Origin of the sequence: Mesorhizobium sp. PAMC28654, from assembly GCF_020616515.1 — a bacterium.
Classification (GTDB): domain Bacteria; phylum Pseudomonadota; class Alphaproteobacteria; order Rhizobiales; family Rhizobiaceae; genus Mesorhizobium.
Genome location: NZ_CP085135.1, coordinates 15,118 through 29,785, shown reverse-complemented (window position 1 = coordinate 29,785; position 14,668 = coordinate 15,118). Strand labels below are relative to the sequence as shown.

The following is a 14,668-nucleotide window of genomic DNA, read 5'->3' as shown; positions in this document are numbered from 1 at the left end:
GCCCCTACCTCTTGGCCTTGGCGGCCAGCGCAAGCGCTGCCGCCTGCCGGGTCCAGTCGTCACGGCCGATCCGCCCCTTGAGCGACAGATAGTCGTCGACCCAGGCGATCTGTTCCGGCGTCCAGGCCGCGATCTGGCCAAATGTCCAGATGCCCAGCCCGTTCAGCACTTTTTCCAGCTTCGGGCCGACGCCTGAAATCTTCTTCAGGTCCGCCGGCAGCGCCGGACGATCCATGGACTTGGGCTGCTGGAAATCCTCCGGCAGCAAGCCGGTCGGCGCATCGTCGGTTGCCGCCGGTGTTGCGTTAGCTGCTTCTTCCACGGCGGGCGCGGCGATGTCGGTCACGTCCCGCGCAAAGGATTGCGCCTCGGCGATCAAGGTGATGGTCGCCGCGCGAGCCTTGATGGACGAGCTGTCGCCAGTTTCGGAAAAGCGCCCCGTCGTTGCCTCGAAATCATCGACGATCGGCTGCAGAAGCCTTTGCGAGGCTTCGGCCGCGCCGGAAAGCGCCCCCAGCCACACGCCGAAGGCATGGTTGGCCAGCCCGATGCCGAGCGCCGACATCGCAGCCGCACCCGCGACAGGGTGCGCGAAAAGGTTGACGGCGCTGGCCATCTCCTTCGGCATCATCCTGGTCAGGTCCTGGTTCATCTTCTCGAGCTGTTCCAAATTGGGCATCAGTGGGTAGGGTGTCGAATACGGCGCCATAGATATCTCCTGGTCGTTTTTTCGTTTCGCCCCGCCCCGTTGTTATCGCTTCGGGCTTTCGCCATTCACAAACTCTTCTATTCCGCCGCCACCATCACCGGCTCGGCCCGGTGCGCGTTGCGTGAAAACTCGTCGATACGCCGCTCCACCTCGCCGCGGAAATGCCGCATCAGGCCCTGGATCGGCCATGCCGCCGCGTCGCCCAGCGCGCAGATCGTGTGGCCCTCGATCTGCTTGGTGACGTCGAGCAACATGTCGATCTCGCGCTTCTGCGCCTCGCCGCGCACCAGCCGCTCCATCACCCGCCACATCCAGCCGGTGCCTTCGCGGCACGGCGTGCACTGGCCGCAGCTCTCATGCTTGTAGAAGTAGGAAAGCCGCGCGATCGCCTTCACGATATCGGTCGACTTGTCCATGACGATGACAGCGGCTGTGCCCAAGCCCGACTTCAGGTCGCGCAGCGCGTCGAAATCCATCGGCGCGTCGATGATCTGCTCGGCCGGCACCAGCGGCACCGAGGCGCCGCCCGGAATGACCGCCAGCAGATTGTCCCAGCCGCCGCGAATGCCGCCGCAATGCGTCTCGATCAGTTCGCGGAACGGGATCGACATCGCTTCTTCGACGGTGCACGGATTGTTGACGTGGCCGGAGATGCAGAACAGCTTGGTGCCGACATTGTTGGGCCGGCCGAAGGACGAGAACCAGGCCGCGCCACGGCGCAGGATGGTCGGCGCCACGGCGATCGATTCGACATTGTTGACGGTGGTCGGACAGCCATAGAGGCCGACATTGGCCGGGAATGGCGGCTTCAGCCGCGGCTGGCCCTTCTTGCCTTCCAGGCTTTCCAGCAGCGCCGTTTCCTCGCCGCATATATAGGCGCCGGCGCCGTGATGCATGTAGATGTCGAAATCGTAGCCGGAGGTGTTGCCCTTGCCGATCAGCTTTGCCTCATAGGCCTCGTCGATGGCGCGCTGCAGTGCCTCGCGCTCGCGGATGAACTCGCCGCGCACATAGATGTAGGCGGCGACTGCACCCATGGCGAAGCCGGCAATCAGGCAGCCCTCGACCAGCGTGTGCGGGTCGTTGCGCAGGATGTCGCGGTCCTTGCAGGTGCCGGGCTCGGATTCGTCGGCGTTGACGACCAGATAGCTTGGCCGGCCGTCGCTCTGCTTGGGCATGAACGACCATTTCAGGCCCGTCGGGAAGCCGGCGCCGCCACGGCCGCGCAAGCCTGACGCCTTCATCTCGTTGACGATCCAGTCGCGCCCCTTGGCGACGATGCCCGGCGTGCCGTCCCAGGCGCCGCGCGACATCGCGCCGGCCAGCGACTTGTCGAACAGCCCGTAGATGTTGTTGAAGATACGGTCTTTGTCCTGAAGCATTTTTCGTCCCTCAGACCGGCTTCTTGCCGAAGACGCGGATATATTCGGCGACGCCACCCTTGGCGAGCGCCTTGGCCTGCTTGACCCAGTCGTCGCGGTCGATGCGGCCATGGAAGCTCAGATAGGCATCCACCCACTCGCGCTCGGCCTTCTTCCACGACGCCACCTGCGTGAAGGTGAAGATACCCAGCGAATGCAGGATGCCCTCGATCTTAGGGCCGACGCCCGAGATCAGCTTGAGATCGTCGACCAGCGCCGGCTTGTCGATGCCGGCCGGACGATTCTTGTCCTCCAGCGACGGCTTGGCTGGCTTGGCCTCGACCTCGGCGGCGGGCGCCTTGGTCTCCGGTGCCTTGAAGGCGGACGCCGGCTCGGCCTTGGCCTTGGGACCATTGCGCTGCTTGGAAACCTGCTCGACTTCCGGCGCGGCCGTGTTGGCATTGGCGGCCGAATGCGGCGGCGCCGAAACGCTCGCGGCCTTTTCCGCTGCCGGAGCCACCGTGGTTGCCGAAGGCGTCTTCAAGGCCGGACTGGTTTCCGGCGCATCGGTCTTCGGCTTGCTGGCATTGGACGGCGCGACAGGCGCGGCCGGTGCCTGCGCCGGAGCAGATGGCGCGGTTGCCGCTGGAGCGGCGACAGCGGCTGGCGCCGCTTCCTTGGCGGCCTTGGAAGCAGCCTTTGCTTCCCTGTCGCGGGTCGACTTGAGGATCGCCTTTTCGTTGGTCAGCGACGTCAGGCCAGAGGCCGGCTCCGAGCCGGTGCGGCCGTTCTGCGGCCCTGGCGGCACCGAGGCGCCCTTGCCCGCGTCGTAAAGATCGATGATCTCGGCAAGCCGCTCCGGCGTCAGGTCCTCAAAAGTGTCCTTGAAGACCATGACCATCGGCGCATTGACGCAGGCGCCCAGGCATTCGACCTCTTCCCACGACAAGGTGCCCTTGTCGTTGGTGTGGAACTGGTCGTGGTGGATCTTGGAGCGGCACACGTCCATGAGCGCTTCCGAGCCGCGCAGCATGCAGGGCGTGGTGCCGCAGACCTGGATGTGGGCACGCGTGCCGACCGGGTTTAGCTGGTATTGCGTATAGAAGGTCGCGACCTCGAGTCCACGAATGCGGGGCATGCCCAGCATATCCGAAATCGTCTCGATCGCCGCCTTCGTCACCCAACCTTCCTGCTCCTGCGCAATCATCAGCAACGGGATGATCGCGGACTGTTCGCGGCCCTTCGGGTACTTCTTGATCCATTGCTTCGCCACTGCGGCGTTCGCCCGGTTGAAGGCGAAGGATGCTGGCTGGACGCTGGCTTCTGCGAGACGGCGGACTGACATTTAACGATCGACCTCACCAAACACGATGTCGAGGGAGCCGAGAACGGCGGTGACGTCGGCCAGCATGTGGCCACGGCACAAGAAATCCATGGCCTGGAGATGCGCAAAACCGGGTGCGCGCAGCTTGCAGCGATAGGGCTTGTTGGAACCGTCGGAGACCAGGTAGACGCCGAACTCGCCCTTCGGCGCCTCGACGGCCGCGTAGACTTCGCCGGCTGGCACCCGATAACCCTCGGTGTAGAGCTTGAAGTGATGGATGAGCGCTTCCATCGAGCGCTTCATCGCCTGGCGCTTCGGCGGCACGATCTTGCCGTCGAGGTTCGAAACCGGTCCGGTGAGTTCCTTGCCGAGCAGCAGATCGACGCACTGGCGCATGATCTTGGCCGACTGGCGCATCTCTTCCATGCGCAGCAGGTAGCGGTCGAAACAGTCGCCGTTCTTGCCGATAGGAATGTCGAAATCCATCTCGGCATAGCATTCATAAGGCTGCGACTTGCGCAGATCCCAGGCGGCGCCCGAGCCGCGCACCATGACGCCCGAAAAGCCCCAGGCCCAGGCATCGGCCAGCGAAACGATGCCGATATCGACATTTCGCTGCTTGAAGATGCGGTTGCCGGTCAGCAGCGCATCGAGATCATCGATCGACTTCAGGAACGGGTCGATCCACTTGCCGATGTCCTCGACCAGCTTTTGCGGCAGGTCCTGGTGAACGCCACCGGGACGGAAATAGGCGGCATGCATGCGCGAGCCGGAGGCGCGCTCATAGAACACCATCAGCTTTTCGCGTTCGACGAAGCCCCACAGCGGCGGCGTCAGCGCGCCGACGTCCATCGCCTGTGTCGTCACGTTCAGGATGTGCGACATGATGCGCCCCATCTCTGAGTAGAGCACGCGGATCAGCTGGCCGCGCTTCGGCACGTCGATGCCGAGCAAACGCTCGACCGCGAGTGCAAAGGCATGCTCCTGGTTCATCGGCGCGCAATAGTCGAGCCGGTCGAGATAGGGCAAAGCCTGCAGATAGGTCTTGGCCTCGATCAGCTTTTCCGTGCCGCGATGCAGCAGTCCGATATGCGGATCGACGCGATCGACGACTTCGCCGTCCAGTTCCAGCACGAGGCGCAGAACGCCGTGCGCCGCCGGATGCTGCGGGCCGAAATTGATGTTGAAATTGCGGACGGAGGTCTCAGCCATTGTGGCGCCTCAATTCGTCTTGGCTTTTTCGTCGCCCGGCAGGACGTAATCCGTCCCTTCCCATGGCGAGAGAAAATCGAAATTGCGGAATTCCTGCTTGAGCTCGACCGGCTCGTAGATGACGCGCTTGGCTTCGTCGTCGTAACGCACCTCGACGAAGCCGGTCAGCGGGAAATCCTTGCGCAGCGGATGACCTTCGAAACCGTAGTCGGTCAAGAGGCGGCGCAGGTCCGGATGACCGGAGAACAGCACGCCATAGAGATCATAGGTCTCGCGCTCGAACCAGTCGGCGCCGGGATAGACGCCGGTGATCGACGGCACCATCGTCTCTTCGTCGGCCTGCACCTTGATACGGACGCGGACATTCTGCTTCGGCGACAGCAAATGATAGACGACATCGAAACGCCTGGCGCGCGAAGGATAGTCGGCGCCGCAGACATCGATGATCGAGATGAACTGGCAGCGCGTATCGTCACGCAGGAAGGTCACGACTTCGATGATGTCGCTCGGCTCGACATGAAGGGTGAGTTCGCCATAGGCGATCACCGCGTCGCTGACCCGGCCGATCAGCTTTTCGCCGAGATAGGTCGAAAGTTCGCTTAAGGAGGCGGCCATGGATTTACCGTTCGATCGTGCCGGTGCGGCGGATCTTCTTCTGCAACAGAAGAATGCCGTAGAGCAGTGCTTCGGCGCTCGGCGGACAGCCGGGGACATAGATGTCGACAGGCACGATGCGATCGCAGCCGCGCACCACCGAATAGGAATAGTGATAGTAGCCGCCGCCGTTGGCGCACGAGCCCATCGAGATGACGTAGCGTGGCTCCGGCATCTGGTCATAGACCTTGCGCAGCGCCGGCGCCATCTTGTTGGTCAGCGTACCCGCCACGATCATGATGTCGGATTGGCGCGGAGACGCGCGCGGCGCGACGCCGAACCTCTCCGAGTCGTAGCGCGGCATCGAGGTATGGATCATCTCGACCGCACAGCAGGCAAGACCAAACGTCATGAACATCAGTGAGCCGCTACGAGCCCAGGTGATCAGCGCCTCGGTCGAGGTGACGAGAAACCCCTTGTCGGCAAGCTCATTGTTGATTTCGAGGAAGAAAGGATCGTCCTCCCCCACCGGCCTGCCGGTGTTGGGATCGATGAGACCCTTGGGCTTCGGCGCGATGAGCGTGCCGGAACTGTCGCTCAATCCCATTCCAGCGCTCCTTTTTTCCATTCATAGGCAAAGCCGATGGTCAGCACCGCCAGGAAAACCATCATCGACCAGAAGCCAAGCATGCCGATCTTCGAGAACGACACCGCCCATGGGAACAGGAAGGCCACTTCCAGATCGAAGATGATGAACAGGATCGACACCAGGTAGAAGCGGATGTCGAATTTCATGCGGGCGTCGTCGAACGAGTTGAAACCGCACTCGTAGGCGGAAAGCTTTTCGGGATCGGGGTTACGGTAGGCCACCAGAAAAGGCGCCGCCAGCAGCGCCAGGCCGACCACAAGTGCCACGCCTATGAACAGGACGATGGGCAGGTATGAACCTAGAAGTGCGTTCATGCTCGGCTTTCCGTTGGCGCCAATCCACTTTGATTACAGCACCAGACCCACTTGCGGAAGCGTGACAGTTTAACCGCTGAACCGTTTTAGGGGCTCTATGCTGCAACGCGGCGAGGGTTAGCGCAGCGCTTTCGGCGAAGCAAGTCAAACCTTGTTCAAAACGCTGACCTGGACGGCATATCCGGGGAAACTGGTCCGATACGCTCCTGTTTGATTTCCTTCGCTTTTTACTCCACTTTTCTCTCCTGACATATATCCCGCCAAAACCCTGCTAGCATCGCGCGGAATCATCGTCTTCCTCCCTCCCAAACCCCATCAGAGTCGCATCAGCATGAAGGAAAAAATCTCGCTCCCCATGGCCCGGCGCATCGCTCTTGCGGCTCAGGGTTTCATGGACGCCAGACCCGTCGGAATACCCGGCCGACGCCATCTTGGTCGCGTGCTCGCCCGCACCGGCCTGCTGCAGATCGATTCCGTCAGTGCCGTGGTGCGCGCTCATTATATGCCGCTCTATTCGCGGCTTGGCCCCTACCCGCTGGCTTTGCTCGACAATGCCGCGGTGACACGCAAGCGCACGGTGTTCGAATACTGGGCCCACGAGGCCTCCTTCCTGCCGGTTGAGACCTACCCGCTGATGCGCTGGCGCATGGAGAGGGCCGAACGTGGCGACGAGATGTATACCGGCCTCGCCAAATGGGGGCGCGAGCACGCCGCCTATGTCGAAGAGATCTACCGGCACGTCGTCGAGCGCGGTCCGATCGCCGCCTCCGCGCTCGAAGGGCAGAAAGGCTCGGGCGGCTGGTGGGGCTGGAGCCATGCCAAGCATGCCTTCGAATGGCTGTTCTGGGCCGGACGCATCACCACGGCGCACCGTCGCGGTTTCGAGCGATTCTACGATCTGCCCGAACGTGTGCTGCCGCAGGCGATTCTCGACCTGCCGGTGCCATCAGCCGAGGACGCGCACCGCGAATTGCTGCGCATCTCCGCCCGCGCCCACGGCATCGCGACGGCCGGCGACCTGCGCGACTATTTCCGACTGTCACCAGCCGACATGAAGGGCCGGATCGAGGAATTGGTCGAGCTTGGCGAGTTGCTGCCGGTGCGCGTCGAAGGCTGGGACAAGCCGGCTTACCTTCACAAGGACGCACGGCTGCCACGAAAAATCGAAGCCCGCGCCTTGCTGGCACCGTTCGATCCGGTCGTCTTCGAGCGCTCGCGCACGGAACGGCTGTTCGATTTCCACTATCGCATCGAGATCTATACGCCGGCCGACAAGCGCCAGTACGGCTATTACGTCCTGCCGTTCCTGCTCGGCGACAGGATCGTGGCGCGCGTCGACCTCAAGGCCGACCGCCCGGCAAGCGTGTTGCGCGTCCATGCCGCCTATGCGGAGCCCGGTGCGCCCGTCGACACCGCCATACAACTGTTCGAAGAACTGAAGCAGATGCAGGGCTGGCTCGGCCTTGAACGCATCGAGGTGACGCCGGCTGGCGATCTGGGGCCGGCGTTGGCCGACATCGCCGTGTCGTAAGCTCGCGTTGACACCGCTGCCCGCAAAAGCCTAAATCTGCTCCAGACGGTCTCTTCTCTTCAAAGGGAGGAGCCAAGAGGGAATGCGGTGCGGAATCGCAAGATTTCAAATCCGCGGCTGTCCCCGCAACTGTAAGCGAAGAGCCAAGGCCGAAAACCACTGGGATGTTCCCGGGAAGGCGGCTACCCAAGGCGATGACCCGCGAGCCAGGAGACCTGCCGTCTGGAATAGAGAGAATCCGATCGCCTGGCGGGTTTCCGGGCAAGGAGCAAGATTTGGATCACGACAGCAGTCTTTCGGCTGGAAGAGCGGATTTTTCATCCGCCCATGACGATGCCCTCGAAAAAATCACCGTCATCGTCTGCGCCTCGTGCCGCGACGAAGCCGGCTCTGATGACCATCCTCGCGCCGGCGAACTGCTGGCTGACGATACGCGCCGCGCCGCTTCGGGCGAAAACATCCGCATCCGCAGCGTTGAATGCCTCGGCAACTGCAAGCGCCGGCTCAGTGCCGCGATCCTGCGCGACGGCTGCTGGAGCTACGTCTTCGGCGACCTGACCGCGACAAGCGGCGCCGATCTCGTCACCGGTGCAAAACTCTTCGCCACCTCGACCGACGGCCTCATTCCGTGGCGCGGCCGCCCCGATAGCCTCAAGCGCGGCCTCGTTGCCCGCATCCCTCCCCTCGACATGTTGAAGGACTGACCATGACCTCATCCGTCTCTCGCGTTCCCTGCACCGTCATCACCGGCTTCCTCGGCGCCGGCAAGACGACGCTGGTCCGCCATCTCCTGGAAAACGCTGGCGGCAAACGTATTGCGATTATCGTGAATGAGTTTGGCGACATCGGCATCGACGGCGAAATCCTCAAGGGTTGCGGCATCGACACCTGCCCGGAGGAAAACATCGTCGAACTGGCCAATGGTTGCATCTGCTGCACCGTGGCCGACGATTTCGTTCCGGCACTGGACCAGATCCTGTCGCTGGTGCCGAAGGTCGACCATATCCTGATCGAGACATCGGGCCTCGCTCTGCCCAAGCCGCTGGTCCAGGCCTTCCAGTGGCCGACGGTGAAGAGCCGCGTGACCGTCGATGGCGTGATCGCCGTGGTCGACGGTCCCGCGCTGGCCGAAGGCCGCGTCGCCAACGACATGGACGCCCTGCAGGCGCAGCGCGCGCAAGACGAGACGCTGGACCACGACGATCCGGTCGAGGAGGTGTTCGAGGACCAGATCGCCTGCGCCGACCTGATCATCCTGTCGAAGAGCGACCTGATGGACGCCGCCGGTTCGGCCCGCGCCAATGCCATCATCAACGAACATTCCGCCCGCGCCGTGAAGATCGTGCCGACGTCTCATGGCAAGGTCGATCCCTCCATACTGCTCGGGCTCGGTCTCGCCGTCGAGGACGACATCGAGAACCGCAAATCGCATCACGACGGCGCATTCGACCACGAGCATGACGACTTCGACACGTTCATCGTCGACATTCCCTCGATCGCCAATCCGGACGAGCTGGCAAAGCGCGTCGCCACCGTTGCCGAGGAAGAGAACGTGCTGCGTGTGAAGGGCTTCGTCGAAGTCGGCGGCAAGCCGATGCGGCTTTTGCTGCAGGCCGTCGGGCCGCGCGTCAATCATTACTACGATCGCGCCTGGACTGCCGAGGACGACCGTCGTTCGCGTCTCGTCGTCATCGGCCTCAAGGGACTTAACCGCCCGGCGATCGAGCGTATACTCGCCGGCTGATTTCAGACACGAGCCGCGATGCACATACTCACCACCACGTCCGCCTCGCTCGACGATCTCGCCGAGCCGGTTGATCTGCGGCAGACGCCGGCGGATATCGTGGCGCTGTCCTTCACCGACAGCGATCTCGCCGGACTGGCGGCGGCATGGAAGGCCGACGCCGACCGCCTGCCCTCGATGCGGCTGGCCGCACTCCGCGACCTGCGCCATCCCATGTCCGTCGACCTCTGGGTCGACAGCGTCGCCCGCCATGCCAAGGTCATCCTCATCCGCATCCTCGGCGGCTACGACTGGTGGCGTTACGGCTGCGACCAGCTTGCCTCGATCGCCCGCGATCGCGGCATAAAACTGGCGCTGCTTCCCGGCGAATGCCGCGACGAGGATCTGCGTTTGATCGAAGCCTCGACACTGCCGCGCGAGGAACTGGACGGCCTGCTGGACTATTTCCGCGAGGGCGGTCCGGCGAATATGACCGCGCTGGTGCATCGGCTGGCGCGGCTGGCTGGATCGCAAGCAGAAATTGTCGAGCCGGTCGCAGTTCCGAAAGCAGGCTACTACGAGCCCACTCGCGGCGTCGTCCCCCTCCCCCTCGAGGGGAGGGTCCGGCCGCAGGCCGGGGGTGGGGTCCCCGCGGCAGTGCGCCGACTCAAAGAGGCGCGGAGCCCGGTCGTACCGACCCCACCCGACCCTGCGGGCCACCCTCCCCTCGCGGGGGAGGGAAAGGTCGTACCCATCCTGTTCTATCGCTCGATGCTGCTCGCCGCTGATGTCGCGCCCATCGATGCGCTTTTTGACGCGCTGGGGCAGCGTGGCATGCTCCCGGTCCCCATCTTCATCTCCAGCCTGAAAGACCCGACCTCGCTCGCGTTCGTGGAAACCGCACTCAGTGCGCTCAAACCCGCCGCCATCATCACCGCGACAGCCTTCGCTTCCGGCGCCGAACCCGGCGTCGAAACCCTATTCGACCGCGCCGGCGTGCCGGTCTTCCAGGTCATCGTTGCCACGACCCGCCGCGACGTGTGGGAAAAGAACCAGCGTGGCCTCGCGCCCGCCGACCTCGCCATGCATGTCGTGCTGCCCGAACTCGACGGCCGCATCCTTGCCGGCGCCATTTCCTTCAAGGGCGAAAGCGATGTCGATCCGGCGCTTGGTCATAGAGCCTTCGCCAACCGGCCGGAGCTTGATCGCGTGGCGCAGGTGGCTGACCGCATATCAGCCTTCATCCGCTTGCAGCGCGCATCCCGCGCCGAGCGCAAGCTCGCCATCCTGATCCCCGACTATCCAAGCGCACCCGGCCGCACCGGCTATGCCGTCGGCCTCGACGTACCCTACAGCGTGCTGGCCATACTGCATGACCTCAGCGAACAGGGCTATGTGGTTGAAGGGATTCCGAAAACGCCGCGGCAATTGCTGGATTTGCTGGAGCGCAGCGGCGATGGGCTGGGACTGGACGATTATCTAGATTTCTCGAAGGAGTTGCCCGGCGAGGCGGTGGCTGTCGTGGAGGCGGCTTGGGGCAAGGCGCAGGACGAGACGGGTCTGCGCGAGGCGCCCCCCTCTGTCCTGCCGGACATCTCCCCCACGGGTGGGGAGATTACGCACCCATCTCCGCTTTCGCCAATCTCAAACCTTGCAAAGGGGGAGCCGGCCATAGAACTGCCAATCTCCCCACCTGTGGGGGGTGAGGAGTGGTCCGCGCAGCGGACGGAAGGCCAACTGCTTGGCTTTCCGAACGACGAACGCTCGGAGCGACAGCGAAGGGCCGGGTCCGGGAGGACAGAGGGGGGCACGACAGAACGCCGGCCTTCGCTACCAACAAGCGAAAAAAGCTTCCCCTTCCGCGCCGCCACCTTCGGCAACGTCACCGTGGCACTCGCCCCCGATCGCGGACGCTTGGCCGACCGCCGCGCCGACTACCACGACCCGACGCTGCCGCCGCGCCATGCATTGCTCGCCTTCGGCCTCTGGTTGCGCAAATCGCTGGGTATCCACGCCCTCATCCATGTCGGCGCTCATGGCACACTGGAATGGCTGCCCGGCAAGACCGTCGCTGTCTCGGAAAACTGCTTTCCCGAGATCGTCACCGGCTCGCTGCCTGTCATCTATCCCTTCATCGTCTCCAACCCCGGTGAGGCAGCACAGGCCAAGCGGCGCATCGCCGCCGTTACGCTCGGTCATCTGCCGCCGCCCCTCACTGGCGCCGGTCTCGACGAAAACCAGCACAGGCTCGAGCGGCTGGTCGACGAATACGCACAGGCCGACGGGCTCGACCGCCGCCGCCGCGACCGTCTGGCCAAGCTGATCGTCGAAACCGCCCAGAAAACGGGGCTCGCCTCTGAAGCTGGTGTCGCCAAGACCGACGCACCGGACGAAGCGCTGCGCCGCATCGACTCCTGGCTTTGCGACCTCAAGGATTTCGCCATCAAGGACGGGCTGCATATCTATGGCCGCGCGACTGAGGACGAGCCCGACGCGATGCGTCAGGAAAGCGCAAGGACCGAAAAGGCTGCGCTGCTGGCGGCCCTCGATGGCCGTCACGTCAAGGCAGGTCCGGCCGGCGCGCCCGCGCGTGGCCGCAGCGATGTGCTGCCCACCGGCCGCAACCTGTTCACATCGGACCCACGCACCATGCCGACGCCCACAGCCTATGATCTGGGCAAGGCGGCTGCGGAAGAGGTCGTGCGCGGCTACATGCAGTCGCATGGTGACTGGCCGCGCTCCCTGGTCATCGACCTATGGGGGTCGGCCTCGCTGCGCACCGGTGGCGAGGAAATCGCTCAAGGGTTGGCGCTGATGGGCTGCCGGCCGCAATGGGATTCCGCCACCGGCCGCATCACCGGCATCGAGGTGCTGCCACCGGCCACGCTCGGCCGCCCGCGGGTCGATGTCACCTGGCGCATCTCCGGCCTGTTCCGCGACATGTTCCCGACCCAGATCGCGCTGATCGATGCCGCCGCGAATGCCGTTGCCACCCGCGACGAGGACGATTCGGAAAACCCGCTCGCGGCAAAAACCCGCGTCGACGGCAAGATCAGCCCACGCATCTTCGGCACCTCGCCGGGCACCTACGGCGCCGGCGTCGAGGATATTTTGTCGAGCGGGGACTGGACCGCGCGCGAAGAGATCGGCCGCGCCTATCTCGATGCCACCTCGCATGCCTATGGCGGCGCCGACGGCGAAGGCATCTCCTCGCCTGGCGCCTTTGAAACCCGCGTCGCCGACGCCGACCTGCTCGTCCATACCGGCGACGACCCCGGCCGCGACATTCTGGAAGGTTCCGCCGATGTCGCCTTCATCGGCGGCTTTTCGGCGGCGCTCGCGGCCCTCGGCAGGAACGCCGATGTCATCGTGCTCGACACCACCGATCCGCAAAAGCCGAAGCCGCGCTCCGTTGGCGAGGCCGTATCGCGGGTCGTGCGTGCCCGCGCGATCAATCCCCGCTTCATCGCTGGCCAGATGCGCCATGGCCCGCGCGGCGCTTCCGAATTCGCTGAGACCGTCGACCGTCTCGTCGGCTTTGCCGAAACCACCCATGCCATATCGGGTGCGCTGATCGAGGCCGTGCACGATGCCTATGTCGGCGATCCCCTGGTTCGCGCCTTCATCCTGCATGAGAACCCTTCCGCCGCAAAAATCATCGCCGAGCGTTTCCTGTCGGCGCGCCGGCGTGGTCTCTGGCATCCGCTGCGCAATTCCATCGACGACGATCTCACGGCATTGATCGCCGAAGCCCAGGCCCTCGGGGTCGCGGCATGAACGCCTTCTCCCGACGGGGCGCCTGCCCGGCCCTGTCCGCGCCCATGCGGACCGGCGACGGCCTTTTGGTGCGGCTCAACCCTGTTGCTGGAGGATTGTCGCCGAAACAGTTGATCGGACTCGCTGAATCCGCCTTGCAACATGGCAACGGCATCATGGAGGTGACCGCGCGCGGCAGCCTGCAGATACGCGGCCTGGCGTCTAAAAGCGCGCCGTTGCTGGCGGCGGAGGTTGATGCCCTGGGCATCACAGTGCGCACCGGCGTGCCCATCGAGACCGGGGCACTGGCAGGCCTCGATCCCCGGGAAATCTTGGATCCGCGCCCGCTGGCTGAACAGATCAGGGCGGCGGTTGAAGAAGCTGGGCTCACGCTACGGCTCGGCCCAAAGGTTTCGGTCGTTGTCGACGGCGGCGGGCAACTGACGCTGGATGCGGTGACTGCCGATGTGCGGCTTGCTGCAACGCGCACCGATGCGGGAAGCCAGTGGTGGCAAGTGTCTGTCGCGGGTGATGGGCATAATGCGAAGCCGCTCGTCCTTGCTGATGAAAGTGCGGCCCGCGACATCACCGTTGCTGCTCTCAGAATGATTGCCGAAAAAGGTCGCGAAGCCCATGCAAGGGATTTGTCGGAGAGGCAGCTAAGTTCGCTAGCAGGCTGGCATTCTTTGGCGCCCCCCTCTGTCCTGCCGGACATCTCCCCCTCAAGTGGGGAGATTGGCAGCTTCACCGCAGGCTCTCCTCTTACAGCATTGATAACTGGTGAACGCAGCCCTCCCAGCGCAATCCCCCCCCTGGAGGGGGAGATGTCCGGCAGGACAGAGGGTGGCGCCGTAGAGCACTCTCGCCGGCCAATTGGCTTCTTCAACGTAAGCCACGCCATCGCCCTCGGCATCGGCCTGCCCTACGGCAGTATGCAGGCTGGCAAAATCATTGATCTGGTCCAGAGCGCCCTCACCCTCGGTGCGACCGAAATCCGCCTCGCCCCGGGTCGCGCTCTGCTTTTCCTTGGCCAACCAGCAGCCGCATGCGCCGCACTTCAACAAACAGCCGCCACTCTCGGCTTCGTTATCAACCCCACCGACCCACGCACGATGATCGCCGCCTGCCCCGGCGCGCCGGCCTGTGCCTCCGGCCAGATCGCCACCCGAGAGATCGCCGAGACGATCGCCTTGGAGAACCGCGATATCCTCGATTCCTCCTTCACACTGCACATTTCCGGCTGTGCCAAGGGCTGCGCTCACCCCGGCCCGGCGACACTAACCATCGTCGGCGGCGAAAACGGAGCCGGACTTGTCGTGAACGCGACGGCAAAGGCCCTTCCTGCCGGCTATAGGCCGCGCTATGACGCCGCGCGCGGCATCGGCCGCGTCGCGGCAGCGATCCGCAGCGCACGACATCCCGGCGAAACCGCCGCTGCCTGCCTGACACGGCTTGGCGCGGTAGGCGTCGCCGAGGCTTACCGACAGGAATGAGC

General features: G+C 64.2%; 12 protein-coding genes and 1 riboswitch. Of the genes, 5 read left to right on the top strand and 7 right to left on the bottom strand.

Annotated features, from left to right (window positions below; translation table 11 throughout):
• Positions 1 to 4: 4 nt before the first annotated feature.
• From LGH82_RS00145 to LGH82_RS00115, 7 genes are all read right to left on the bottom strand, one after another.
• Positions 5 to 709: an NADH-ubiquinone dehydrogenase gene (locus LGH82_RS00145; RefSeq protein WP_227346761.1), complete on the bottom strand. Its 705-nt coding sequence runs from the start codon at positions 707 to 709 to the stop codon at positions 5 to 7.
• Between the two features lie 77 nt (positions 710 to 786).
• Positions 787 to 2,091: an NADH-quinone oxidoreductase subunit NuoF gene (nuoF, locus tag LGH82_RS00140; protein WP_227346760.1), complete on the bottom strand. Its 1,305-nt coding sequence runs from the start codon at positions 2,089 to 2,091 to the stop codon at positions 787 to 789.
• 10 nt (positions 2,092 to 2,101) lie between these two features.
• Positions 2,102 to 3,415: an NADH-quinone oxidoreductase subunit E gene (locus LGH82_RS00135; protein ID WP_227346759.1), complete on the bottom strand. Its 1,314-nt coding sequence runs from the start codon at positions 3,413 to 3,415 to the stop codon at positions 2,102 to 2,104.
• Positions 3,416 to 4,606, bottom strand: a complete 1,191-nt coding sequence (locus tag LGH82_RS00130) for an NADH-quinone oxidoreductase subunit D (protein WP_227346758.1) — start codon at positions 4,604 to 4,606, stop codon at positions 3,416 to 3,418.
• A 9-nt stretch (positions 4,607 to 4,615) separates the two neighbouring features.
• Positions 4,616 to 5,221: an NADH-quinone oxidoreductase subunit C gene (locus tag LGH82_RS00125; RefSeq protein WP_227346757.1), complete on the bottom strand. Its 606-nt coding sequence runs from the start codon at positions 5,219 to 5,221 to the stop codon at positions 4,616 to 4,618.
• A 4-nt stretch (positions 5,222 to 5,225) separates the two neighbouring features.
• The gene (locus LGH82_RS00120) at positions 5,226 to 5,807 is read right to left on the bottom strand and encodes a NuoB/complex I 20 kDa subunit family protein (RefSeq protein WP_227346756.1); all 582 of its coding nucleotides are present in this window, start codon (positions 5,805 to 5,807) and stop codon (positions 5,226 to 5,228) included.
• Positions 5,798 to 6,163, bottom strand: coding sequence for an NADH-quinone oxidoreductase subunit A (locus LGH82_RS00115; protein WP_095087214.1), 366 nt, complete (start codon positions 6,161 to 6,163; stop codon positions 5,798 to 5,800). The genes LGH82_RS00120 and LGH82_RS00115 overlap by 10 nt, the downstream gene beginning before the upstream one ends.
• 331 nt (positions 6,164 to 6,494) lie before the next feature.
• On the opposite strand from LGH82_RS00115, the gene LGH82_RS00110 reads away from it, so the two are divergent.
• The 5 genes from LGH82_RS00110 to cobG all read left to right on the top strand — a co-directional run bounded on the left by LGH82_RS00110 (position 6,495) and on the right by cobG (position 14,666).
• Positions 6,495 to 7,694, top strand: a complete 1,200-nt coding sequence (locus LGH82_RS00110) for a winged helix-turn-helix domain-containing protein (RefSeq protein WP_227346755.1) — start codon at positions 6,495 to 6,497, stop codon at positions 7,692 to 7,694.
• Between the two features lie 29 nt (positions 7,695 to 7,723).
• Positions 7,724 to 7,932, top strand: a riboswitch (cobalamin riboswitch).
• Between the two features lie 37 nt (positions 7,933 to 7,969).
• Positions 7,970 to 8,398, top strand: a complete 429-nt coding sequence (locus LGH82_RS00105; protein WP_227346754.1) for a DUF1636 family protein — start codon at positions 7,970 to 7,972, stop codon at positions 8,396 to 8,398.
• A gap of 2 nt (positions 8,399 to 8,400) precedes the next feature.
• Entirely contained in the window at positions 8,401 to 9,438 is a 1,038-nt protein-coding gene (cobW, locus tag LGH82_RS00100; protein ID WP_227346753.1) for a cobalamin biosynthesis protein CobW, read from the top strand.
• An 18-nt stretch (positions 9,439 to 9,456) separates the two neighbouring features.
• Positions 9,457 to 13,194: a cobaltochelatase subunit CobN gene (locus tag LGH82_RS00095; RefSeq protein ID WP_227346752.1), complete on the top strand. Its 3,738-nt coding sequence runs from the start codon at positions 9,457 to 9,459 to the stop codon at positions 13,192 to 13,194.
• Entirely contained in the window at positions 13,191 to 14,666 is a 1,476-nt protein-coding gene (gene cobG / locus LGH82_RS00090; protein ID WP_227346751.1) for a precorrin-3B synthase, read from the top strand. The genes LGH82_RS00095 and cobG overlap by 4 nt, the downstream gene beginning before the upstream one ends.
• Positions 14,667 to 14,668 lie beyond the last annotated feature (2 nt).